This window comes from Bacteroidota bacterium, from assembly GCA_030017895.1.
Taxonomy (GTDB): Bacteria; Bacteroidota; Ignavibacteria; order UBA10030; family BY39; genus JASEGV01.
This window is the reverse complement of record JASEGV010000047.1, coordinates 1-25,435: the sequence shown is the minus strand read 5'-3', so window position 1 is coordinate 25,435 and position 25,435 is coordinate 1. Positions and strand designations below refer to the sequence as shown.

The window sequence follows — 25,435 nt, the reverse complement described above, 5'->3', positions numbered from 1 at the left end:
GAATATTTGTTGCATCCCAAGTTGCTTCATAATAACCACCATCTTTAAACTCATCCACAAGAGTTGCTACTTCTCGACCTAAAACATCATAGACTTTCAAAGTTACCCAATTGTCAATTGGTAATTGATAATTTATAATTGTTGTAGGGTTGAAAGGGTTGGGATGGTTTTGACTCAATTCGTATCGAGTTGGTTTATTCGGATTATCGTCACTAGAATTATTCTTAGCTTTCTTCTCTACTAAAACTGACTGAAAATTCCCGCCGAAAATTGACCCACCCCTTTAACAATTAAAAAACCTTTTTAGGTGAGAAAGCGCAAACCGGCATTAGGAAGCCGGACGATAGCTGAACTTTTAGGTATCAGTCGTAATACGGTTAAGAAGGCATTAAAATCTGACGATGTTCCGACATATGATCGGCAGAGAGAAATAAACCCTGATATTGTGCCATTTAAAGAATATATCTGTGAGAGATTGATAATCAAGCGACTAAGAGGAAGTCGCGTTTTAAAAGAAATAATATTAAAAGGATACAAAGGCTCAAAAAGTGCATTTTACAGATACATTCTTGAGATTAAGTTTGAAACTAAGCGTACGTTTCAACCCTACGAGACTTCACCCGGTGAACAGGCTCAATTCGACTGGAGTCCGTATACGATTCTGATTGGTGATAACTTAACTACTGTTTATGTGTACTGTTGTATACTTGGTTTTAGCCGTTATCGAATTTACGATGCATCCACGAGTCAAAGACAGGGGAGTGTTTTTGAGGCAATGGAAAATAGCTTCAATGAATTTGGCGGAGTGACACTAAGAGTTCAGACAGATAACGCGAAGTGTTTTGTAGAAAATGCGTCAAAGCATAATTTAAAATGGAATTCGCGTTATCTTTCTTTTTGCGGACATTACGGTATAGAACCGACAAGGTCTTTGCCCAGACATCCCTGGTCAAAAGGGAAAGTAGAAAATCCATTTTCTTATCTGGAGGAACATTTTATTAAGGGGAATCAATTTTCATCGTTTGAAGATTTTCTTCAGCGACTCAAAACCTTTCAAGACGAAGTGGAGTGAACCCCTAAATTGAGACAGTTGATTCATAAGTTAAGGTGAAACAGTTAATGATGAATGAAGTCGTTTCAAGTTATACAGATCATCAATAAAGCGTCTAATATTTTCATAAGCCTCATTAAACGTCTCATACTCGTTGAGATGAACTTCTTCGTACTTTAATGTCTTAATAAATGATTCAGCCATTGCGTTATCATACGGATTTCCTCTTCGAGACATACTGACGGAAATAGAGTGGGCTTTTAATAAGTCGGTGTATTCGGTAGCAGCGTATTGCACACCTTGATCGGAGTGATGGATAAGCCCTGGCATTACCGTCCGCGTTTCAAGAGCCATCTCCAAAGCGCTGAGACTGAGTTGGGCATCAATATGTCGACTCAACGCCCACCCAATAACCCTGCGGCTGAATGCGTCAAGAATTATAGCAGCATACACAAACTCTCTAACAAGCCTCACATACGTTATGTCGGAAACCCAGAGTTGGTTTGGATGTGTTAGAGCTATGCCTTGAGCAAGGTTAGGATATATCCTATATCCATGAGCAGAATCGGTTGTTCGTATCCAACGCTTCTTCCTCAAACAGAGCAGATTATCCTCTCCCTTAAGCGTAAAACGCATTTATGGTTCACAAAATAGTTTCTGCGATGCAGTTCCGCCGTAACACGACGTTAGCCGTACCTTGGCATAGTAAGACAAATGACTTGAATCTGGCTACGTAGTTTTATCTCATCTTGATTATCAAAATGACATGACTTCAAGCTGCGATAATAACTGCTGCGGGCAATACCGGCAATCTCGCACTTTCGTTGAACCGATAATTGAGGTAATTCATTTTTCATAACCGAAAACATTATTGTATCCCATTTTGGGGCTTGTTGTTGGTCAGAATTGTTTCGGTATGTCTCAAGGGTTTTTTTAAAAACTCATTCTCCATTGTCAACCGACCTACCATTTGCTCTAATTCCGTGATGCGTTGTACATCACTGTTAGGGCGCCCACCATATACAGCAGTACGAAACGCTCCAGATGGATTTAACCGATATTCGTGGGTCCATTTGTACACCAGATTTTAGTGAATATCATATTTACGTATCTACATTTAATTTAAATTCCTTTGTAAATCTTCTTCTTATTTTTGTCATGAAACTTGTTCTTTCTCCGAATTCTGTCTCGGTTTGTAAAGTCTCACCTTATTTAATCAATTCTTCTGTTCATACTCATTACAGGCGGTGTGCCAATCTTAAAATCCTCGAATACAAATCGGATATGTTGATTTATCTTTTGGCAATTATTTGTTGTCGACAATATTGTCGAACATCTTCGGCAGAATCGTCGATAAATCGCGCTGCGATTCTGCAATATCATCATTGTTTAGCAGGAAGCACAAATGATATGCTGGCACGTTTATTGAACCAGTATTAAAGCTGTTTGAATCTTTTCACATTTAAAATCATCTAACAAAAACATAAATTACATTTAATATCGGATCGGATAATTTCCATGCAAAAAATATTTCAACAAAACTTAATTCATATTTTATCTCTCATTATAATTGTTACGAGTGTTCACAGCGCATACTCGGAAGAGAAATCCGGAAGTATTTCCGGTGAAGTGCGTGACGCGGTAACGAAACAACCACTACCGGCAGCAAATGTTGCGGTTGTGGGAACTAACTTAGGTGCCTCAACAAACGATAAGGGATACTTTGTTATTAAAAATATTCCTATCGGTGTTTATCAATTAAAGGTATCATATATCGGTTACAACAATTTCATCAATGATGATGTTCAAGTTATATTAAATCGGAACACTCACATTAATGTTGAGCTTACACCGAGTCAGGTTGAAGTTGGCGAGGTAGTGGTAACCGGAGGATATTTTCAGAAACCTACGGAAAGCACTGTGAGCTATCGAACGCTATCGTCACAAGAGATTCGACGTTCTCCCGGCTCGGCAGAAGATATATTCCGTGTAATGCAATCGCTGCCTGGCGTTGCAACAGCAGGAGGCAAAAGCGCCCAGTTGATTGTTCGAGGTGGAAGTCCGGATGAAAATTTAACGTTGCTCGACAATATTGATATATATAATCCGATACATTTCGCGCGAACAGGTGAATCGATGGGAATCATCAGCATCATCAACCCTTCGTTACTGAAAGAAGTTAACTTCATGACTGGCGGCTTCCCGGCTAAGTATGGTGATAAAATGTCGTCAGTGTTCGATATGACTATGGTCGATGGTAATAAGGAATTACACAATATAGATGTTAATGCAAATGTTGCCGGCTTCGGAGTGATGGTGGATGGACCGGTGATGGATAACGGGACAATGGTTTTTTCGGCGCGGCGAGGATTGTTTGATTTGTTGACATCAGTGTTCAATCGACCCGCGGCTCCGAGTTATTATGATGCGGTCGGAAAATTTACATACGATTTGGATGCTAATAACCGATTGAGTCTTGTCGGTTTTTATTATCTCGACCAGATCGAGCGCGAAGGGACGGTCAGGATGAAAAGCTCTACCGATACCGGTAAGTATAATTATTTAACGCGCGATGACTATGGAACTGCGTTCGGAGTTAATTGGCGTTATCTTATATCACCGAAGGCATACAGTTTAACTACTTTGTCTTTTTCGGGTAACGGCTGGAATACTCTTCGTGGTACCGAGACAGAAAGAGATTTAATCGGCGAAGATATTCTTGAGAACAGTTATACTTTAAAAAATGAAATCACTTATCAATTAAATCCTAACCTTAATATTAAAGGCGGCGCTCAGGTTCGTTTTCTCGAGTCGAAGCATACGACCTGGAAACCAGCCGACACAACCCGGCTTGGACAAATTATTCCGGCATCATCCATTTCTTTTCTTCCTGATATTAGCAATAAACCATCTGTATTTTTGCAAGGCACGTGGAGTCCATGGGTGCGATTATCTTTGTCTGCCGGTGCCCGATACGATTATTTCACATTCACAAAAGAAGGGACATTGAGTCCGCGTATATCGGCATCTTATCATCTAACAGATAAAATAACTCTCAATACTGCCTACGGTAAATATTATCAAACACCGGCATCGTATCAGATTGCCCTGGATCCATTTAACCAACAGCTTCGCAGCAGCTATGCCACTCACTATATATTCGGCGTAGAACAACTGCTTCGCGATGATATCCGGGCTACCGTTGAGGTTTATCATAAAGATTTATCGAATGTTATAGTAGGGAACGACACAACCGACCTACTATACAATACCGGTAGCGGTTACGCAAGAGGAATTGAATTCTCTCTCCAGAAAAAATTTACCGATGGATTTGTTGGTACAGCTTCATATACTTATTCCGAGTCGAAACGGCAAGATGCTAACGGACTTGCCGAGTATTATTTCGAGTTCGACAGACCGCATATCCTGAATCTGATTGCAGGCATCGAGCTTGGCGAGGGTTGGCAGTTGGGTGCGAAGTTCCAATATGCTTCAGGCAATCCTTTTACACCTGTTGCTGGTGTAACCGATAAAAACGGTATTTATTATGTGGTGGATGGCGAATACAATTCGGCACGACTACCAGCATACCACAAACTTGATGTCCGGCTCGATAAGAAGTTTGTTTTTAACGCTTGGACTTTAACCGCATATCTCGACCTTTGGAATGTGTACAATCAAGAAAATATTCTTTCATATTCATACAAGGTAGATTCATACGGCACAATAACCGAGACAACCCGATTAGATTTTGGAATAACACCAATTATTGGGTTGACAGCACAATTTTAAAGAAAGGGAATACGATGAGTTTAATTAAACTTGAGAATGTAACAAAAATCTATCAAACAGGAGAAATTCCTGTCACAGCTTTGAATGAAATATCATTCACTATCGAGCGACAAACTTTTGTATCGTTCATCGGTCCTTCGGGCAGTGGTAAATCTACAATTCTGAATTTAGTCGGGTCGTTAGACAAACCTACCAACGGCAATGTTATTGTCGATAATGTAAATGTCGCAATGCTCGACCGTTCGGATGCAGCGAAATTTCGAGGCAACACCATTGGTTTCGTTTTCCAAAACTTTAATTTGATTCCTGTTCTGTCGGTTTATGAAAATGTTGAATATCCACTTTTATTGCTAAAATCAATTCCCATTTCAGAAAGACGCGATCGAATCCATTCACTCCTTGAAAAGGTCGGTATGATTGATTTTAAGGATAAATATCCGAATCAAATATCGGGCGGTCAAAAGCAGCGTGTGGCAATTGCTCGCGCACTTGTAACTAATCCTAAAATTGTGCTTGCCGATGAACCAACGGCTAACCTCGACCATAAAACCGCTTTTAAAGTAATAACTATCATGCACGAGATGCAGAAAACATTAGGCACAACATTTATTTTTTCCACACACGATCCCAAGATTGTTGGTGAAGCTGAAATTGTTTACACACTTGAAGATGGTACGATAGTTAATCAAGAATCTAAACAGATAAATTGAGGTATGTATGATTAATCTTATCAAAATCGCTGTTAGAAATCTTTTCAGGTATAAACGACGGACGATACTAACATCATCGCTTATAGCTTTCGGAGTTGTATTAGTAATAGTATTTGGCGGCTTAGCGATTTCGTTTAAAACCCAAATGGTCGGGATTATTACAAACACCTCACTCGGAGATTTGCAAATCCATAAAAAAGGATACGTTGAATCAATCGATAATCTTCCGCTCAATATCAGTCTCTCCGATTCTGAATATGCGGATGTGGAGCGCGCATTGAATGCTATACCCGAAATAGCAGCTTTTAGTCCACGTATCAAATTCGGAGCAATGATAAGCAATTATATACAATCTTCAAATATACGGCTAACCGCAATTTACCCGGATTTAGAAAGCAACACATTACCCGATCTGATTAAAAGAATTAAAAGTGATATTCAGGATAAGAAAAATTTTCTAAAGCGAGGTGAAATATTAGTGCCGGAAAATTTGATGAAAGGACTTTCGCTAAAACTCGGAGATGAAATAGTTCTCATCGCTACAAATAAAGACGGATCGGTTAATGGGATTCCGGTACGCATAGCAGCGATGATGGAGAATGTTCTCGGGCCATCGGGTAAAGATGGCTTTATACATATCGATGATGCTATGACTTTGTTGAGAATGGAGAAACCCGAAATTATTGAAGTTGCCATCAAGCTTAAACAGTTCGATCAACTTGGCAAAGTAACCGAGAATCTTAAAAAATCACTTAGCAAGCAATCAACACAAAAAGAGGTTCACACGTGGGAGCAGCTTTCGCCGTTTGCAAGCATTGCGCGTATAGTCGATTTGCTAATCCTTGTTGTAAAATTTATCTTAATATCGATTGTATTAGTCAGTGTCTTGAACATAATGACGATGTCGGTGTACGAACGAATCAGTGAAATTGGAACGATAGCCGCTATCGGTACGCGACCCAGCCGAATTCTTACAATGTTTTTGGTAGAAGGTTTTACGATGGGCTTGTTGAGTAACATTATCGGAGTCATAGTTGGAGTAGGAGTTCTTTTGTTGATGAATACATCAAGCATCAATTTTACATTCGGGCAAATGAACGTTGTGCTATCTCCAGATGTTCCCACGCGCGAAATAATTTTAACGACATTAATAGTAATGCTTGTTTCGGTTTTTGCGAGCTTACAGCCGGCATATAAAGCATCGCGAATGGAACCGGTCGATGCATTAGGACATGTATAGAGAGGAAAAAACATGAAAACAAAAATGATGTTCATACTAATATTTTTATTTAGCATAAATCTTCAGGCGCAAGATGCTAGTGCGTTGTTAAAGACGGTTGATGAAAATCTCATGCCCGAGTCGTACGAAGCATACCGTAAAATCATTAATGAAGAGCCAAACGGGTCAAAGAAGGAATATACCTTCTACACGGTGAAAAAGGGAAAAGATAAAATTGCGATGCTGTACGTTACCCCAGCGAGTGAGAAAGGACGCGCTACACTTAGATTGGGCGAAAATATGTGGTTGTATGTTCCCAATATAAACAAACCTGTCCGCATCACAAGTTTACAATCGATTATTGGCGGTGTGTTTAATAATGCCGACCTCATGCAGTTGGAGTATGCAGCCGAGTACAACGCTTCGTATGCTGAAGGAACCGAAAAGGAGTATATTCTCGACTTGAAAGCAAAGAATAAAACTGTTACCTACGACAAACTGAAAATGTGGATTACAAAAGATAAAAAAAACCTCCGTAAAGTTGAGGCATACTCAGCGTCCAACATGTTAATCAAGACTCTGGAATTTAAAGAAGACAAAAATTATGGTAACGGACTTATCCGTCCATCGGTTATCGAAACAACAAGCCCGCTCTACAAAGGTTATCGCTCGTTGATGGTATATCAAAAAATCAAAAAACGGCAGTTCCCTGACGAAGTGTTTACACAGAGTTATATGGGTCGTTTAGGAGATCTCCGGTGAAGTTCTGGCTCGCTTATCTGCTCATTGTTCCTCTGTTTGCGTTTTCGCAAGAAGAATTCGATTCGTCTACGAATGAGAAAAAATTAGAATGGAGCGGCAACCTTGATGTAAAGTATTCTCTTTTACAGATGTCTCAAACTTCTCCGGCATACCAGCTTCAATTCTACAGTTCGAAGAATATATCGCGCTATCTTTCACAGTATCGCATTGAACCGTATCTGAATGCCGAATATAAATCGGGCAGTGTGGGATTTTTTATGAAAACACACGCAACATATTTTAGCGATGAAGAAGCGACTGTTGATTTGTTCGAAGCATACGCAAGGTACAGTCCGACATTGAACACTTCTCTGCAATTAGGCAAAAGTGTTTACAACTGGGGAAAAGGGTATGCTTTTAATCCGGTTGGATATGTAAATCCGCTGAAAGACCCTGAGAATCCGGAGCTTGCACAGGCGGGAATTCTTTCGGCAAATGTAGAGTATATAAAAAGTTTTTCATCCGGTTCACTACAAACGTTCGCAGCTCAAGCGTTGATCATTCCAGCAATCAATACAATAAACAATCGTTTCGGTGAAGCGAAATACACAGATGTTGCGGCAAAATTTTATTTTCTATTATTGGATACTGATATTGATTTGATGATATATCAAGGCAGCCGGAGTTACAAGAAGTATGGATTTGATGTTTCGAGGAACATAAAAGAAAATTTAGAATTCCACACCGAATTCAGTTTAACCCGAAATGCTGATAGGTATTCCATCGATAATGGAATCTTAAACCGAGAGCGTGGCGATATTTATAGTTACCTTTTTGGAATAAGATATCTTAGCGAGTGGAACACGACTGTGATTGCAGAATACTATCGCAACGGGTTTGGAATGAGTAAAAATGAATTTGAATCGTATCAAGATTATCTTTTAAGAAGCATTGCCATTGGAACGCCTGATGCAATTCAACAAACGCTTGGGATAAGTCAAACATATTTCAAGAGTAATACATTAATGCGCGATTATCTCTACGTTAAGCTAACCCAGCCGGAGCCTTTCGATTGGCTTTATTTTACCCCATCAATTTATACTATCTATAATTTGCAAGATAACAGTTTTTTACTTTCCGCTAACTTTACCTATAAACCTGAAACAAATCTTGAATTCATACTTTGGCACACGTATATGTTTGGCAAAGATGACAGTGAATTTGGTTCGCGCCAGATCGAGCAAAAAGTTGAGTTGTGGATGCGGGCGTATTTTTAGCAACAATGTTTAAACCGAAAAAGGACAAATGATACATGGAATCAAAAACTAAAAAGAAATTTCAATGGCGGTCGTTTACAACTTTTTATATTGTCATATCTTTTCTCATCATAAGCATATCAGGAATTATCTTATACATCACACCGCCCGGTAGGGTGGCAAATTGGTCGGATTGGAAATTTATCGGCTTAACCAAATATCAATGGCAGTCGGTGCATACAATTTTCACGTTTCTCTTTGTTGTGGGTGCAAGTTTTCACATTTATTTTAATTGGAAAGTTTTAATTACGTATTTGAGAACGAAGTTGCACGAAGGTATGAAGCGCAAACGGGAACTAATGCTTTCTTCCACGCTCGCAGGATTAATTCTTGTCTTCACAATTGTAGATATACCGCCATTTAAAACTGTCATGGATTTTGGTGAAGAGATAGCGAACTCATGGGTCTCTCCAAAAGAAGAACCGCCAATCCCTCATGCAGAATTACTAACCCTTGCCGACTTAACCGCAAAATTACAAATGGAACTTCCTGCTGTCATAAATCGATTACAGGAAAGAAACATCATCCCGGATAGTCAGACTATTCAAGTGCGCGACCTTGCTGATAAATATGATATGACAGCGAAAGAATTATTCGGGATTATCTCACCGCAAAAACCGAAGCCGTTGATAGCTGAAGGCATGGGATTTGGCAGGAAGACAATTTCCCAAATTTGTGAGCAGTATGATGTATCTATTGAAGATGGGATGCGAAGATTGAAGGAGAAATCAATTGAAGCATCCTTCGATGATAATCTAAGAGACTTAGCCGATAAATATCGAATGACGCCGATTGATATTGTAAAGATAATAGTGCCAGATGAAATGTAATATTATTATTTGCGTAACTTTGCGTGAAAATATTCGAGCTTGCCCATTCATCGGGAGTGGAGCTCCATCGGAACTGTTAAAACCGTAACAATAAAAATCTGAAATCCAAAATCTAAAATTTGCAATCTCTAATTCCCAACAAAACACACATTGCACATCGCACGTCCCTTCTTACTTCACTCCCCACATCTTCAATCTATATCGGAGGTTGGGCGGAGATATCCAACATTTCGGTTACTTTTAATTGGTTGACGTTTGAGAAGCGAAATGATTAGTAAGGGTTAAAACCAAATATATCTTCACATCCTGTGAATGTTAGCAACGCTATACCAAACAACCATATGTTAATTAAATAAGGTTTCATCCCACCTTTGTAGAAGGTTTTTTCGATATCCGCGCAAATAAAACGATTGCTAACCAAACTATTGAACGGATACCCATCGCTTGTACGCTGTGCATTGCAACATTCCAAAGACAGTCTTGAGTAACGCACGAAGTGCGGAGCGAATGTCTGCGGAACGCAAAATAAACAACAGGGTCTAATTAAAATTCATATCCAACAGATAAGTAAATTTGATCTCTCCCGAGTTCATTCCGTCCATACAATAATGCAATCGGTCCAATTGGAGAGATGGCTACAATGCCTGCGGAAATCCCGCCTATTAGATTATCCCATCTGAAGTCGCCGTACCTTTCATAAATATTTCCATAAGTAAAATTAAACTGGATATTTATTTTTTTAAGAGTTTCAATAAGATATGAAAAACCAAAACTTGCATAGTGATTTCCCCATAATTCATCTCTACTAAAACCGGGCATAATCAATGGTCCGCCGATTCTGAATTTTTCATAGATCGGTAAATTTTCGTTTGAAGTACCGATTTTAACGAATGGATTTATTCTTTGCTTGAAAGGCAGAGAAATAACCCCGCTCAATTCAGCACTCAATTTTGAAAATGGGTGAGTATTTTTTTCATAGTTCAAGATCGTTTCGCCTTCCATCACAAATCTAATACCCTTAGTGGGTAGATAACGATTGTCAGTATTATCTATATTCATTTTACCGAAGAGAATTACATTGTCTTTGTTTATGTATCCAATATCTTTGTTTCGACTAGTTTTGTACCATACTCTCTCCCACCTCAATCCGCCTGAAAATAGAATCTTCCTATATGGCTGAAGCCCTGCAGAGAATAAACCTACAACGCGTTTAAAATCCATCTGATCATATTGATCACCCGCAGAATTATATAAATAGGGATATTCGCTTTCATAGTAGAGACCGTTATGAAAAGTTAATAGAGTACCAAAGAACCGATCATTAGCCATTTCAAAGCCGACTTTTGTTCGCAACTTTCCAAAACGGAATAACGGCATCAATCTTTCGCCCCATCCAAACAAATTGAAGTGAATTATCTGAATAAAACCGCTCACCCCTTCATCTTCTTTGAAGTTAACACCAAACCCAATTGTTCTTGGATATTTTTCTATAACATTAATACTCACCTTTAATTTTTTATTTGACAATGTGTCAAGTTCCAGCCAAACATTGTTAAAGAGGTTTGATGCGTAAATATTTATTGTACTCTGAACCGCTTTATCTAAATTAAATTCATCTCCAATTAAAAGGGAAAAATCATCCATGATAGCTTCAGAAAAAAGATATTCATTACCAATAACATTTATTTCTCCAATTATTGATTTTTCTAAAAGCGTAAAATCAAGTTGGCGTTTAGTTCTTTTCTTCGCTAAGATTTCCTGGGGAATGATTCTTTTGATCTCCTCCATCTTGTCTTTCGCAGCACAATATCCTTTTCCAATAAGCGAATCGAACTCGCTATAATCAGTTGAGGAATGTTGACCCAATTGAGGTTCAATCAATACATCGGCAAGAGCAATATTTTTTTGTTTTAATTCACGAATCATAATATCAATTGTATGATCTGCAATTTCCATTAAATTAGTAGGTTCTGTACCCATAGGGAAAAGTCCTTCCAGATCAACACCAATTATTATATCGGCACCCATATCTTTTACAACATCGGTTGGAATCACATTGAGTACTCCACCATCAACCATATATCTGTCATTAATTTTTGCCGGATAAAAAAGAAAAGGAATTGCCATGCTTCCGCGTATTGCCTGTGCAAGATCCCCTTTATCAATTGCAACCACTTCGCCTGTAGATATGTCAACAACAACCGGTCTGTATGGAATAGAAAGACTATCAAAATTAGATTTTGCCGCATAATTAGCTTGAGCTGTATATTTAAATAGCTCGTCATTAATTCTTTGCCCGTTCATCAAACCAAAAGGAATATATACGTCCCAAAACTTGAACCGCAGAACGACGATAGATTCCATCATACCATATCTTTTACTTATTAATTCAGAACCTGGCTCAGGATTTTCATTGAAGATCCCCTCCCAATCAATCTGATGAACAATATCTTTTTGAGCTTCGCCGCTGTACCCGGCAGCATAGAGACCGCCCACGATACTGCCCATGCTTGTTCCGGCAATATAATCAATCGGAATTCCTTCTTCTTCAAACGCTATAATTACGCCGATGTGTGCAATCCCTCTCGCACCTCCACCACTAAGAGCTAATCCTATTTTAAGATCATTGTCGGAGCTGATATTTGTTGTTTTCGCTTTACTATTGTTGAGCTCCTGCCCGTTTAGAATAGATATTTGTAATACCAATAAAATTATTAGCGTAAGCCCCGAGCGATGATATACTGCCTTTTTGGAACTAATTGCAAGTTTAATAGTTTTCATTGTAATCCATTTGAACAATTATTATTAACGATAAATTGCTACTCCAAATCCAACTTCTATTATTTCACTTAAAGGGATTGCCGAGTTTCCAAACATGCTTGCTATGTATAATCCTCTGCTTCCCACACGAACGTAAAATGCTGTTCCGGAGGCGGGAGTTTTATCGCTTAATAGCTTAGTTTTAATTTCTCCGCCAATGAATAATCCTGCATTTCTTCCCGGCGCCCACCAGTAATATTCATCAGGATAATGCGACGGTAAACTTATCCAATATTCATTACCAAATGTATGATGAATAAAAAAACCGATATTCAATGGTAATAAGTCTATGTCCTCATTAACTTTAATTCGAATCAATTTCCCTGTTAATTGTAAACTAACACTGTGTAAGTCGTCGATAGAAATAAATATCGGTACATATCCGTAAAAAAAAGAGACATCCAATCTGTGATCAAAAAAGGTGTACCCCAATCCCAGAGATAAAAATCCTATACCTCCGGCAAATTGTAGTTTCACATAATCAGGCAAAAACTTTGTATACTTTGCAGAATCAGTGTCTTGAGAATCCTGACTGTAAGCATCCAATCGGCTGCAAAGCAGAAAAAATGCGATAATCAATACTATTTTAAAATTCACATGTTTCAATTTCGAATTTATTATTAGTTATTTTAATAATGTTAAATTTTCTGTGCTCTACCCCATACACATTTATGTAGCTGATACTGTCGTTATAAGGTTTATATATTTCATAGTGATGCAAATGGCCATGTGTTGCAAATAAAACATTATTGTAGCGTGTTAGCGTGTTATGAAAAGCTTGTTCTAATGACGAATTAAAATCTCCATCCATTGGCGGGACATGAAAAATAACAACCGCATTAGTAAAATTATCGTTTGGCTGTAATTGTGCCTCCAGCCAATTAATGTCCGGCACATTTCCACTAAACTTAAATTCACGACTATTTGTGTTTACAAATATAAATTTTAGACTGTCATAAATAAAACTATAATTAAATGCGCCGAACATTTCTTTATATGCTGTACTGCCATTCCCAACTAAATCATGATTACCAACTACAACAAAATACGGGCTTGATAATTTCAACAGAATAGAGTTTGCCCATTCATATTGTTTCGGCAAACCAAAATCAGTTATATCGCCAACATGTATTACAAGATCAACCGAAGATTTTTTATTTACTGCTTTTACAAAATCTACTGTTTCATCATAAAAACGATGAGTATCGCCGGTTAATGCTATTATTGTCGTGTCGTCGATTTTTTGACTGAATAACTTTTTAATGTTTTTCTGATTCACACTTTTGTTTTGGCCGCTATAATCAATTACATAAGGGGAATAATCAAATAAACCATCGCAAGCAGTTATTGTTAATAAGGCAAAAAGAATTAATATCTTACTAATTTTCATTCTTAATTGTTCCATGTTTAACTCTTTGTAAATAGTTTCTCCAATAAAAAGACTTAAAAAGCATGGGCAACATACTTGATAATTTCCTTTATTCTGTTAATTCTTTTTTACTTAGAGATTTTAATACAGGTTTCTCAATGTTCTTATACTTAGTTTTCTGTTCGTCATTTAATTGATCTTCAATATCATCGAGTAAGTCATCAATTTTGCCTGCCCTACTATCACGGGCTAGTTTCACCTTAATTTTCTCGAAGAAGCCGGGTTCATCTCCGTTCTTAAAGCGCGTTTTTAAGTTGGAAATAATAGCTTTATCTTCTTCAAGTATTCCTTTTATCTTATCAATATTAGCAATAAATACTGTAAATTGCGAATCATATAACGACAGATATTCTTTCATTTTTTCAATCTCCAAAAGAGATAATTTTCCCTGGCCAAGCATATTTGCGGTTATAATTAAAATCAAAGTGAAGATTACAAATTTAATATTCATCGAATATCATTTTAAATATTTTCTTAGATATTTACATGTATTAAATAACATCTTATTTTTCATTTGTAGAGGTATTTTTTGCCATGCTTGTAAACCAAACGATTGCTAACCAAACTATTGAACGGATACCCATCGCTTGTACGCTGTGCATTGCAACAACGCCACCAGCGACATGCATTATGCTAACGAGAGCCAGTACAATCAGGTGCATTGATGTAACTATGACAGCAAGCTTTAGCGCCCGCTTTCGGTCAAGCCACAACATCACTCCAACAATTACTCCAATAACCCCCATAATTACATTGTAAATTAACAGCGGTGTCAGTACAATGTATTCGGGTTTAGTAATCCCTAACAGCACTTGTAATCCCTCGGCGGTGGTGAGTATGCAGAAGATAACTGCAATCGCAGCCGCGATTTTTCTGAACAATATTTTTTTCATCTATAGACCTTTCTTTTTTAATCAACTTAATTTCGTTTTAAATCGCATGACACTGAGCGTTAGAATTACGATACCAAAAATCCAGAGCGCAAGCGCCTGGGGCCATAACTCCGCTATGCCTGTACCCTTCAAAAAGATTCCCCGAATTATAACAATAAAGTACTTCAGTGGAATTATGGCTGTGAGATATTGAATCGCTTGCGGCATATTCTCAACCGGAAATGTAAATCCCGACAGATAAATAAACGGCAGGAAAATAAAAAACTGCGCCGTCATCATCGCTTGCTGTTGCGTCTTGGATATGGTTGATATAAAAAGCCCCAAACCTAACGTTGTTAAAATAAATAAACCACTCAATGCGAAAAGAAGAGCTACACTACCTTGCAGAGGCACTGCAAACCAGAAGCGGGTAACAATTAGAACAAGAACAACATCAATCATACCGATGATGGCAAACGGCAATAACTTACCGATGATGAGTTGATACGGTTTTATCGGAGTTACCATTAGCTGTTCAAGTGTTCCGATTTCTTTTTCCTTAACGATTCCGAGTGAAGTCAAAGTCATAGTTATGATCATCAACACTGTAGCAAGCACACCCGGCACCATAAAATTCCGACTTTTTAAATCAGGGTTATACCAAACTCTGATTTCAGGTTGTAATCTTGCAGGACGATTAATTTGCGGAATATGCTTTTGGATATCTGCAAGAATCGATGTTGAATACGTATTGATAATTTGAGATGCATAACCGAGACTGATATTCGCCGAATTGGCATCGCTCCCATCCGTTAGAATCTGGATAGAAGCTGTTTTACGCGCCAGCAGATTACTTGAAAAATCGGGCGGGATAACTAAAGCCATCCATACATTTCCAAATTCTATCTCATGGTCAATTTCACTGAGCGAGTTTACATCTTTCTGAATGACGAAATATCCCGAATGAACAAACTGATTGATCAATTCACGGCTTGCAACAGATTTATCCTGATTATAAACCGCCATCGGAACATCTTTCACATCCGTTGTAGCGGCATAACCGAGCAAAATCAATTGTAGAATTGGCGCCATGAACGAAAGAGCCAGCATACGTTTGTCGCGTCGAAATTGAATGAACTCTTTTACGATGATATGATAAATTGTTTTCATATTAATTTGCCTTCTTTAAAAGTAATCGTGTGCTCAAGCTAAGTGTTATGGCTGCGAATATCGCCATGTAAACTAATTGTTCCCAAAACGCTGCCGGTCCAACACCTTTGAGTATAACATCACGGATAACGATGAGGAAAAATTTGGGAGGTGTTACATTAGAAATGATCTGAAGTGCGATTGGCATGCTGCGGATTGGAAACACAAACCCTGATAAAATCAATGCCGGCAATAAGGTTGAGAAGACCGAGATGATAAACGCCACCTGTTGTGTATGTGAAATTGCTGAGATTAACAGTCCCTGCCCAAGCGCTGCAAGCAGGAAAATGAAAATACCAACATACAGCCAAATAATACTACCCCGGATAGAAATATCGAAGAAAAAATATCCTATAAGGAGAACAAGCACAGAGGCAACAAGCGCAATAATGAGATACGAGATTGTCTTTCCTAAAATGATCTCACCTGTTTTTAAAGGCGACACCATCATCTGATCCATCGTTCCACGCTCTTTCTCGCGTACAACTGAAAGTGAAGTGGAGACGACGGAGCTTAGCATAAGAATAAATCCGATGAGACCGGGGACTAAAAATTTCGCACTGATGAGTTCGGGATTGTACCAAACCTTTGGATGTAAATCGATGGGTACGTACAATTCCTTTCCGCTCCGAGCTAATGTTTCAAGGGCTATCCGCATGGAGTATGCTTGAACAATCGCATTACTGTAACCGATTGCGGTTGTAGCTGTGTTTGAATTCGATCCATCTACAAGAATCTGCAATTTTGCATCTCTCCCCGCGAGCAATTCTTCGGAGAAATTTGTCGGTATCACAAAAACAACAAGTACTTTTCCTTCGTCGAGCAACTTATCAATCTCATCGTAGCTCTGGACAGAGTAGTTAAAATCGAAATATTCGGAGTTTGAGAAGCTGCGAACAAATTCGCGACTCGATTGCGTTTTATCCTGATCGAATACTGCCACAGAGATATGCTTTACATCGAAATTGAGCGCATAACCGATAAGAAGAACTAAGAATGCCGGAAACACGAGCAGAACACCAAGCGAACGTTTGTCACGGCGTATCTGTCGAAATTCTTTGATGATGATTGGTCGAATACGTTTGAATGTCATGCTGCCACCTTTTTCATATCCTGTTCAAGAAGATGCAAAAATACATCTTCCAACGATGGAACTATTCGCTCAATGCGTTTAACTTGAATACCTTTCGCATCAAGGATAGATTGAATTAAACTCTTTCCCTCCTCAAGGTCAGCGACACCGACGTGCAGATATGTACCGAACACTGATATCTCTACCACCCACGGTTGCGTTCGTAAAAGCTCAAGCGCTGCAACAACATTGTCGGTTTCGACTTCGAGGATGGGATAAGTGATATGTTCTGTTTTTAATTCCTTCGGACTTCCCTGAGCAATCAACCGACCGGCATTGATCAGAATAATGTTATTACAATACTCAGCTTCATCGAGATAATGAGTTGTTACAAGAATTGTAACGCCCTGACTGGAAAGCTCATTAATCAAGTCCCAGAAATTCCGACGAGATACAGGATCAACACCGCTGGTTGGTTCGTCGAGAAATAATATTTTGGGTTCATGGAGAATCGCACATCCAAGCGCCAGTCGTTGTTTCCATCCGCCCGAAAGTGTTTTCGTTAAGCTTTTATCACGTCCTTGCAAGCCAGCCATCTCAAGAACCCATTTCTTCCGTTCTTTCACCTTTTCCTTCGATAAGCCATACACGCCACCGTAGAAATGGATATTTTCTTCGACTGTCATGTCTTCATACAGCGAAAACTTCTGCGACATATATCCGATATTTTTCTTTAGAAGATCAGTCTGTGTCTTAACATCGAAACCACCGACTTCCCCTTTACCAGAGGTTGGCTCGAGTATACCTATGAGCATTCTAATCGTAGTTGATTTCCCCGCGCCGTTGGCTCCGAGAAAGCCGAAAATTTCTCCATACTTTACATTGAAGCTCACCCGATCAACGGCAGTGAATGAACCGAATTTTTTACTTAACTCTGTAACCTCTATTGCGTATTCCGGTATTTTATTTTCTTGTTGCATACTCATTCTCACTTTTCTTTACCTAAAGCTTTTAAAAGTTTTGCGTACGCAATTTCACTGTCCACCTGCGAAGATGTATGGTTCAGCTTCGATTGCAGTAACGCTACTTCGGCATCGAGCAGTTCGGTGTTTGTTGCCGTGCCATTTGCGAATTTGCTTTTTGTAATTCGATAATTTTCTTCGGCTTGCTCAACACTTTGCCGGGCTACATCTACCTTCTTTTTTGATTGAGCGAGTGTGAGATAACTCTGATTTACTTCAAGCACAACCATATCTTTCAGTTGATCTTCAGCATACCTCGCCTGTGACAGTTGAGCTTTTGCCTGATCTGATTGATGTTTTGTCATTCCCCAATTCCAGATATCCCACGATAGACTAACTCCAACGTCCCATGTATCTTTAAACTCATTCTTTGTCGGCTGGTATCGAAGATTCGGTTTGGAGTAGTAATAGTTACTGAAAAGATTTATTTGCGGATACCATCCACTGTTTGCGGCAGTTACAGATGCATCTGCTGCCCGGAAACGGTTCTCTGCAGATTTTAAATCAGGACGATTCCCAAATGCACTCTGGTTTAAATTCTCAATCGTTTGAACTTCTTCGCCCTGCAATTTTATCATCGAATTTAGCTGTACCTCGGTATCCAATGATATTCCAATTAGGTTGTTCAAATTCATCATGCTCAGTTTTACATTGTTCACGGCATCAATCTGAGCGATTTGGCTGTTCGATAGCTGCAGCTCTACTTTTAGAACCTCGTTCTTCGTAACCAAACCTTGGTCCAACATATTTTTTACATCCTGAAGATGTGCTCGCATTTGCAAAACATTCTCGTTAATAACTTGTTCCACTTGAATTGCTCTATATAAATTCCAGTACGCCGCTTTGATATTGAAAATCGTTTCTAGTCTATCCTTCTCAAAATCAAAATGCGACGCCTGCGCAGAGTATTCGGCGGCTTCCGACGATTTAGAAAGCTTGAACCCGGTAAACAACGGTTGTTGAAGAGCCAAACGTGTAGTGTATTGGTCAAGAACCACCGGCGATATCACTACCGGTTGCGGCATTGATGGGAGTTGAACTGCAAACGGGTAAACATCACTCAGCCGCGTATAACTTGCCTGTAATTTTAGTGATGGAAGCCGATTAGCATTAACTTCGCTCGACTTTGCATCGGAAGCGACCGCTCTCATTTCAGAGATGTGCAATTGTTTGCTTTGATCTATACCGATCTGGATTGCTTCTTCAATACTTAACGATCTTTTTTCCTGCGAAAAAATAAACGTCGGTATAAGTGCGAGTAATAATAATTTTTTCATGGTCATATCCTTAATTTTATTCTTCAATTATTTTGCCGTGACATCAGTGAGATAAAAATGTTCTCTAATGATGGAGAAATATTCCGTCGCTCGGTAATCGTGATATTTGCATTACGAAGCGTTTCTTCGACAATCGGGTAATCCCTCTTGCTGTTTTCAAGCACAACATTGAGACGATCTCCGAATGCCTGAACATCCAACACCGATTTGTGCCCCTTTAATAAAGTTGTCGCGCGCCGAATCTGGTCGGAGACGATTTCGATGAGATCGCCTTTCATCAATTTTTTAATATTTGGGGGCGTATCGACAACCATAACTTTACCCTGATTCATCAGCGCAACTCTTCCGCATCGCTCGGCTTCATCTAAATAAGGTGTGCTCATAACGATGGTGATATTCGATTCGAGCAAACTCGAAAGAATTTTCCAAAAATCTCTCCGTGATACCGGATCAACTCCGGTAGTTGGTTCGTCTAAGAATATAATTTTGGGTTTATGAATTAGCGTACAAGCGAGTGCTAACTTCTGTTTCATACCGCCGGAAAGTTGATCGGCTAATCTTTTTCGAAAAGGAGTAAGCCGGGTAAACTCGAGCAATTCCTCGCGCCGTTTTTTATAATTCTCTACTCCGTTTATTTCGGCAAAGAACTCAATGTTCTCGTCGATAGTCAAATCGCCATAAAGACTGAAACGTTGAGAGAGGTATCCGATTTCTTTGTTTATTTCCTTCGTTTGTTTGATTAGATCGAATCCAAGCAATTCAGCTTCACCTGATGTTGGAAGAAGAATACCTGTGAGCATACGGAATAGAGTGGTTTTTCCTGCGCCATCCGGTCCAACTAAACCAAACATCTCACCTTGCCGGATCGTCAGATTGAAATCGTTGACCGCAATAATGTTGTCGAATTTCTTAGTCAATCCTCGTATATCAATTGCGTTTTCCGTCATAATCGTTTCCTGTATCTTCGTTTTCATTTTAATTAGACCCGATTTCGATAGTCGCATCAGCGGGCATTCCCGGTTTTAATTGTTGTTCCGGATTTTCTACTTCAATCTTTACGCCGAATACAAGTTTCGTGCGGTCTTCTTTGGTCTGTACATTTTTCGGTGTGAACTCTGCAACGTCGGATATGTAGGATACTTTACCGACAAAAGGTTTATTCGGATAAGCGTCGATATAAATCTTCGCTTCTTGTCCAAGCTTTACACGGGCAAGCTCAACTTCAGTAACGTAAATCATTATATAAACTTTATCTAAGCGTGAAATACGGAGAAGAGATCCGTTCGGCATAACAACATCGCCTTCTTCGATTGCTTTCTCGGTTATGACGCCTTTCATTGTTGCAGTAACGTAGGTATCGTTCAGTTTTTTCCGTGCCGCATCGACTTGAGCAACCGCCTGGTCTCGGCGTGCGCGTGCGATATCAATTTCTTCTTTGCGCGAGCCGCTCTTCATCTTTTCATAATTCTGCTGCGCCATAATGAATTTCATCTTTGTATCATCATACTGTTTCTGTGTTACAGTTTTTTGTTTCAATAATTCTTCTGTACGTTGGAAATCTGATTGGGCGTTTTCAAAATTTGCTTTTGCCTGTAATACATCTTCTTCGCGAGGTCCAAGAACAGTGAGTTTATATTGTGCTTCTGCGGCGGCGGCATTCGCTAATGCTTGTTTGTATTGTATCTCGAAATCTGTTTTGTCTATTGTAACTAACGTATCGCCTTTATTAACGTTCGCACCTTCGTTCACAAGAAGTTTAGTAATTTCGCCTCCAACCTTGGCGGTTACAGTAACTTCCGTTGTTTCGATGGTACCCGAAGCAGTAATAGCGTTCTTGTCGGTATTAGAACAACCGAACAAGAAGAGGGTGAGGAGAAGAGTGATTAAATTTTTATTATTCCAACTTTCCCTCTGATGAACAGTCAAGAGTCCATCGACCAGGATCATGGTCATATTGTTGATTGCTTGTTCACGAGAAAATCGATCCGCTGCTATTTCTTTAGAGCAAAGGAGACTCTCTATCGCACCAAAATACGCTACGATCAGAACCTCTTTACGAAGATCCGTCCGGACGATACCAAGCTGAATTCCATCTTCTAAAAACTCTGTAACGCTCATGAAGAGCGTTTGTTTGCGGACATTTTCCATCATTTTCCATAAATTTGGTCGATATTTTCGCATGTCCTCGAGAAACAGTATACCCATAGACATGAGTGTCTTGCCCATAAGGGATAAAAGGTGAAATAGTTTTGTTGCGTATTTATCAGACGAATCCATTATTCCCTTGTATTGTTGCAAAGCAACGAGCATGTGATCTTCAAGAATCCTCTCAATCAACACATCTTTTGATGGAAAATATTTATGAATAGTCTTCTTATTGATCCCGAGTTGATCGCAAATATCAACCATCTTCACTTTGATGAATCCATACTGGAAAAATATTTCTCTCGCAACTTCGAGTATCTGATATTCTAATTTTTTCTCTTCTAACATAAAGGTTATGTAATAGTTTTAAACAGTTTTACTTAGTGCCTGAACGATTTTTGTGATTCTTCTCCTGATTACGAGAAGAAACTTCTACCCATACATATATTATGAGTATGATACCGGTAATCAAACCGACTGTTGTTATTATTATTGTATTCCACATTGTATTTATATTCTTAAATATTTTTTTGATCGTACCGAATTCTATCGGTGTTCGCTATAACTTATCCCAAGATGTGTGCCACAGGAAAAATGCTTGAATATTAATCAGATATGATAGAATTTTGTTTTGAGGAGGCGAAAGATGCGATGAGAAGATTCGCAGGTTAGAAGATGAATATCCGTAACTTATTGGAAGGTAGTGAGTTAGCAGTGCGGAAGAATTGCTCGCGGCAGAGTATAAAAAAAAAGTATTGATTAGTGTTTCTCATGCCGTAGGCATCCCTTCGGGAGTGGACTTAGTGCCTGCCTGCCGGCAGGCAGGTCTGAGTGATAAATGAATATTTGTTACGTTTCATTCTCCTTGACCTTTAACCCGTGTTCCTTCATCAAATTTTGAAGTTGCCGGCGATCCATATCGAGAGCTCTTGCAGTTTGAGAAATGTTCCACTGATTGTTTCGAAGAGCTTCGAGGATGAATTTTTTTTCGAATTCCCTGAGGTGTTTATCTTTCAGTATCTTTTTTTGGGAAAGAAATTCATGATAGGAAGAGGGGATTGATTCTTGTTCATCATTATTTCCGATGTGAAGGTCGGCTGGTAAGTTGTCGATTGTGATATATTCTTCACTGGCTGCGACCATCGATCTTACGACTGCATTATCCAATTCACGAACATTACCACGCCATGTGCATGTCTTTAAAAAGATAAGCACTGCCGGATCGAATCCCTTAATATCTTTCCCAACATTTTGCTTATGCTTCATTAAGAAATGTTGAGCAAGAAGTGGAATATCCTCTGCGCGTTCACGTAACGGTGGGAGGGCGATATTGACAACGTTGAGCCGATAATATAAATCGCTGCGGAAGCGTCCTCCTTCAACTTCGGCTTTCAATTTACGATTCGTTGCTGCTACAATGCGGAGGTCTAACGATATTTTCTCATTTCCCCCCACACGTATAATCGCCTGCTCTTCAATAGCACGGAGAAGCTTTACTTGCAGCTCAATCGGCAACTCACCGATTTCATCAAGAAATAACGTTCCGCCGTTTGACTGTTCAAATTTACCGATGCGCCTGCTCGTTGCTCCTGTGAAAGCGCCTTTCTCGCTGCCGAAAAATTCGCTCTCTAATAATTCTCTGGGGATGGCGCCGCAATTTATGTCGACGAAAGTTTTAGCAGAGCGCTGACTTGAAGAGTGAATTGCCCTTGCTACCAATTCTTTTCCTGTTCCGGTTTCACCTTCAATAAGTACAGTGAAATTTGTTGAAGCAATTTGTTGAACCGTTTTTAAAACATCTTGCATCTTTGGACTTGCCGTTATAATATTGCTTAGATTTCCTATCGAACGCAATTGGTTACGCAACTCTTCGTTCTCTCTAATCAACTTCACATGATTTGCCGCACGAGTAAGTACCAAATCTAACTGATCGAGATCAATCGGTTTCGTTAAATAATCGAAGGCACCTTCCTTCATCATCGAAACTGCATTTTCAACTGTGCCAAAAGCCGTCATGATTATTACAGGGATATTCCGCCCCATCTTTTTCACTTCTTTCATAACTGTCTGTCCATCGACTTCCGGCATTTTCAGATCGGTGAGAACGATATCGATTGGCTCACTTTGCAGGAGCGACAATGCCTCGCGGCCATTTTTAGCAAGAATAACATTATGGGCAGATTGAAGATTGATTTCTAAGATTTGTCTTGTCTTTTCTTCATCATCAATTATTAAGAGATTTAGATTGTTCATATTCGCGATCCGTCTATTGGAAGTTTAATATAAAATGTAGTTCCATTTTTATTTGAAGTGAAAGATATTTCACCATTGATACTCTCGACCATTGAATGAACGATAGACAAACCTAAACCGGTACCGCTTGATTTAGTCGTAAAAAAAGGGTCGAAGATTTTTGATTGGATTTCTTCCGGAATACCGGTTCCGGTATCTGAAACCGCGATGGTAATAAAACTATCTTCATTCATCACTTTAAAATTTAACTCACCGCCTATTGGCATCGCCTCAATAGCATTTGCACCTAAGTTTGTCAACATACGATTAAAATGTTGCACCGATGTGATCAGTTCCGGAATCTCTCCACGAAATTCTTTATTAATTTTAACATTACTGTCCGCAGCTTTGGTATTTATTGTCTGAATGGCATCGCCGATGATCTGATCGAGCTTTGCTTTTTCCCAAACAGGTTTATGTGGTTTAGCATATTGTAAAAAAGTATCAACACTTTTATTCAGTCGTTTGCTCTCTTCTACAATGAACGTACTCATTTTCTGATGAAGTTGTTCGTCTTTGGGATTGCGTTGAATAGTTTGTGCTGACAGAGAAATAATGCCGAGCGGGTTCCGTAAATCATGAGCGATACCTGCCGTAAGCCGACCGAGCGATGCAAGCCGTTCCAATTGAGCCGCTTTTGCTTGCTCATCCCGTATTTGTTCCATTAGCGCATTTCGTTCTATCGTTATAGATATTTCATTTGCAAAGATAGTGAAAAATTCGACTTCATCCATGGAGTATGATTTCCGGGTTGTCATCGGACCGATGAGAAGAAGTCCCGACATTGCTTTCTCTGAATTGAGTCCTACAATGTAACCACCCCGATAGTTTTGTAGAATCGTTCGTTCATCGCTTGTACAGGTTTCTAAAATTTCTTCGACTTCATACGGTTTCTGTTCTTTAATAATTATATTCGAAATACATCCATCCATCGGCAAAGTAAAACCCGAATTTATTACACTTCGAAATATACTTTCTGAATCATCTTTCAACAAGATATCCGATATCGATACAAAGATTGTTTCCCGAAGAAATCGTATTGCTGCCTCTGTCAATTCTTTTGCATTCGTGTAATGAACTGCTTCACGCGTGAAGCGTATGAAGTTACGCCGATAACGGAATATTTCTTGGTAAAACATATGCTCAACGAGAGTTTGTACACGTGCAACAACGGGTCGAAAGATGAACGCCAAAAACAGAATTAAAACTGCTTCGACCCAAAGGGACTCAATCGCAAACTTGCCTTCTATAAGTGTGGCTATATTTTTTATGACAAAAATATAAAAACCGAACAATGTGCCGGTAACAATTGCGTATGTCAATCCTTGTTTTCCACGTTTACGGAAAATAAGAATTTTACCACTCAACACTACATAAGATAAAAATATGCTGATAAGCAAAAATGTAATTCGTGAGCCGTAGAAATGCAGCTGCTCATAATCTTTTAAAAAATCGAGCATGACAACTAAGAATCCAAAACCAGCCATTCCTAAAAGGAAATAGACAATTTGGAAACGCACTTTCTTTGAGCGGGTTTGCTTTAGTTGTATGCTGAGGTTCCGTATTCCCCAGCCCAAATATAAAAAGGGTCTTCGCGTACTCGAGTGGGTCATTTTATATCTCCTTGAGCATGCAAGT

At 39.1% G+C, this 25,435-nt stretch carries 22 protein-coding genes; 7 read left to right on the top strand and 15 right to left on the bottom strand.

All coding sequences use genetic code 11. The features are described 5' to 3' along the window. Positions 1 to 307 precede the first annotated feature (307 nt). Positions 308 to 1,072 (top strand): IS21 family transposase, encoded by a 765-nt coding sequence (istA, locus tag QME58_09855; protein ID MDI6804136.1) that lies wholly within the window; start codon positions 308 to 310, stop codon positions 1,070 to 1,072. A 30-nt stretch (positions 1,073 to 1,102) separates the two neighbouring features. On the opposite strand, the gene QME58_09850 is transcribed toward istA, so the two are convergent. Next, on the bottom strand, positions 1,103 to 1,687 hold the full coding sequence (locus QME58_09850; GenBank protein ID MDI6804135.1) for an IS3 family transposase: 585 nt from the start codon (positions 1,685 to 1,687) through the stop codon (positions 1,103 to 1,105). Between the two features lie 882 nt (positions 1,688 to 2,569). Between QME58_09850 and QME58_09845 the strand changes: the two genes are divergently transcribed. The 6 genes from QME58_09845 to QME58_09820 are packed head-to-tail and all read left to right on the top strand — an operon-like array spanning position 2,570 to position 9,659. Then, entirely contained in the window at positions 2,570 to 4,843 is a 2,274-nt protein-coding gene (locus tag QME58_09845) for a TonB-dependent receptor (protein ID MDI6804134.1), read from the top strand. Between the two features lie 14 nt (positions 4,844 to 4,857). Beyond that, entirely contained in the window at positions 4,858 to 5,553 is a 696-nt protein-coding gene (locus QME58_09840) for an ABC transporter ATP-binding protein (GenBank protein MDI6804133.1), read from the top strand. Between the two features lie 7 nt (positions 5,554 to 5,560). Further along, entirely contained in the window at positions 5,561 to 6,793 is a 1,233-nt protein-coding gene (locus tag QME58_09835) for an FtsX-like permease family protein (GenBank protein ID MDI6804132.1), read from the top strand. A 12-nt stretch (positions 6,794 to 6,805) separates the two neighbouring features. Beyond that, positions 6,806 to 7,534 (top strand): outer membrane lipoprotein-sorting protein, encoded by a 729-nt coding sequence (locus QME58_09830; protein MDI6804131.1) that lies wholly within the window; start codon positions 6,806 to 6,808, stop codon positions 7,532 to 7,534. After that, complete coding sequence (locus tag QME58_09825; protein MDI6804130.1) at positions 7,531 to 8,790, top strand: hypothetical protein; 1,260 nt, start codon at positions 7,531 to 7,533, stop codon at positions 8,788 to 8,790. The genes QME58_09830 and QME58_09825 overlap by 4 nt, the downstream gene beginning before the upstream one ends. 35 nt (positions 8,791 to 8,825) lie before the next feature. Further along, positions 8,826 to 9,659 (top strand): DUF4405 domain-containing protein, encoded by an 834-nt coding sequence (locus QME58_09820; GenBank protein MDI6804129.1) that lies wholly within the window; start codon positions 8,826 to 8,828, stop codon positions 9,657 to 9,659. 543 nt (positions 9,660 to 10,202) lie between these two features. Here the strand turns inward: QME58_09820 and QME58_09815 are convergent. The 14 genes from QME58_09815 to QME58_09750 form a co-directional block, all read right to left on the bottom strand. Continuing rightward, positions 10,203 to 12,440, bottom strand: a complete 2,238-nt coding sequence (locus QME58_09815; protein ID MDI6804128.1) for a patatin-like phospholipase family protein — start codon at positions 12,438 to 12,440, stop codon at positions 10,203 to 10,205. 24 nt (positions 12,441 to 12,464) lie between these two features. Then, the gene (locus QME58_09810) at positions 12,465 to 13,076 is read right to left on the bottom strand and encodes a hypothetical protein (protein MDI6804127.1); all 612 of its coding nucleotides are present in this window, start codon (positions 13,074 to 13,076) and stop codon (positions 12,465 to 12,467) included. Next, positions 13,066 to 13,884, bottom strand: a complete 819-nt coding sequence (locus tag QME58_09805) for a metallophosphoesterase (GenBank protein ID MDI6804126.1) — start codon at positions 13,882 to 13,884, stop codon at positions 13,066 to 13,068. The genes QME58_09810 and QME58_09805 overlap by 11 nt, the downstream gene beginning before the upstream one ends. A gap of 73 nt (positions 13,885 to 13,957) precedes the next feature. Next, positions 13,958 to 14,359 carry a hypothetical protein gene (locus tag QME58_09800; protein ID MDI6804125.1) on the bottom strand — a complete coding sequence of 134 codons (402 nt, stop codon included), beginning with the start codon at positions 14,357 to 14,359 and terminating at the stop codon, positions 13,958 to 13,960. 52 nt (positions 14,360 to 14,411) lie between these two features. Further along, positions 14,412 to 14,801: a hypothetical protein gene (locus tag QME58_09795; protein MDI6804124.1), complete on the bottom strand. Its 390-nt coding sequence runs from the start codon at positions 14,799 to 14,801 to the stop codon at positions 14,412 to 14,414. 21 nt (positions 14,802 to 14,822) lie between these two features. After that, a complete protein-coding gene (locus QME58_09790; GenBank protein MDI6804123.1) occupies positions 14,823 to 15,950 on the bottom strand; it encodes an ABC transporter permease in 1,128 nt (375 codons plus the stop codon). A 1-nt stretch (position 15,951) separates the two neighbouring features. Then, positions 15,952 to 17,082, bottom strand: coding sequence for an ABC transporter permease (locus tag QME58_09785; GenBank protein MDI6804122.1), 1,131 nt, complete (start codon positions 17,080 to 17,082; stop codon positions 15,952 to 15,954). Beyond that, positions 17,079 to 18,041 (bottom strand): ABC transporter ATP-binding protein, encoded by a 963-nt coding sequence (locus tag QME58_09780; protein MDI6804121.1) that lies wholly within the window; start codon positions 18,039 to 18,041, stop codon positions 17,079 to 17,081. The genes QME58_09785 and QME58_09780 overlap by 4 nt, the downstream gene beginning before the upstream one ends. An 8-nt stretch (positions 18,042 to 18,049) precedes the next feature. After that, entirely contained in the window at positions 18,050 to 19,360 is a 1,311-nt protein-coding gene (locus tag QME58_09775; GenBank protein MDI6804120.1) for a TolC family protein, read from the bottom strand. A 23-nt stretch (positions 19,361 to 19,383) separates the two neighbouring features. Further along, a complete protein-coding gene (locus QME58_09770; GenBank protein MDI6804119.1) occupies positions 19,384 to 20,307 on the bottom strand; it encodes an ABC transporter ATP-binding protein in 924 nt (307 codons plus the stop codon). A 28-nt stretch (positions 20,308 to 20,335) separates the two neighbouring features. Beyond that, positions 20,336 to 21,853, bottom strand: coding sequence for an efflux RND transporter periplasmic adaptor subunit (locus QME58_09765; GenBank protein ID MDI6804118.1), 1,518 nt, complete (start codon positions 21,851 to 21,853; stop codon positions 20,336 to 20,338). A gap of 28 nt (positions 21,854 to 21,881) precedes the next feature. Beyond that, positions 21,882 to 22,010, bottom strand: a complete 129-nt coding sequence (locus QME58_09760) for a hypothetical protein (GenBank protein ID MDI6804117.1) — start codon at positions 22,008 to 22,010, stop codon at positions 21,882 to 21,884. A gap of 344 nt (positions 22,011 to 22,354) precedes the next feature. Beyond that, positions 22,355 to 23,758 carry a sigma-54 dependent transcriptional regulator gene (locus QME58_09755; GenBank protein ID MDI6804116.1) on the bottom strand — a complete coding sequence of 468 codons (1,404 nt, stop codon included), beginning with the start codon at positions 23,756 to 23,758 and terminating at the stop codon, positions 22,355 to 22,357. After that, positions 23,755 to 25,435 (bottom strand): ATP-binding protein (locus QME58_09750; protein ID MDI6804115.1); only part of this gene is annotated, 1,681 nt, incomplete at its 5' end. The genes QME58_09755 and QME58_09750, both read right to left, overlap by 4 nt.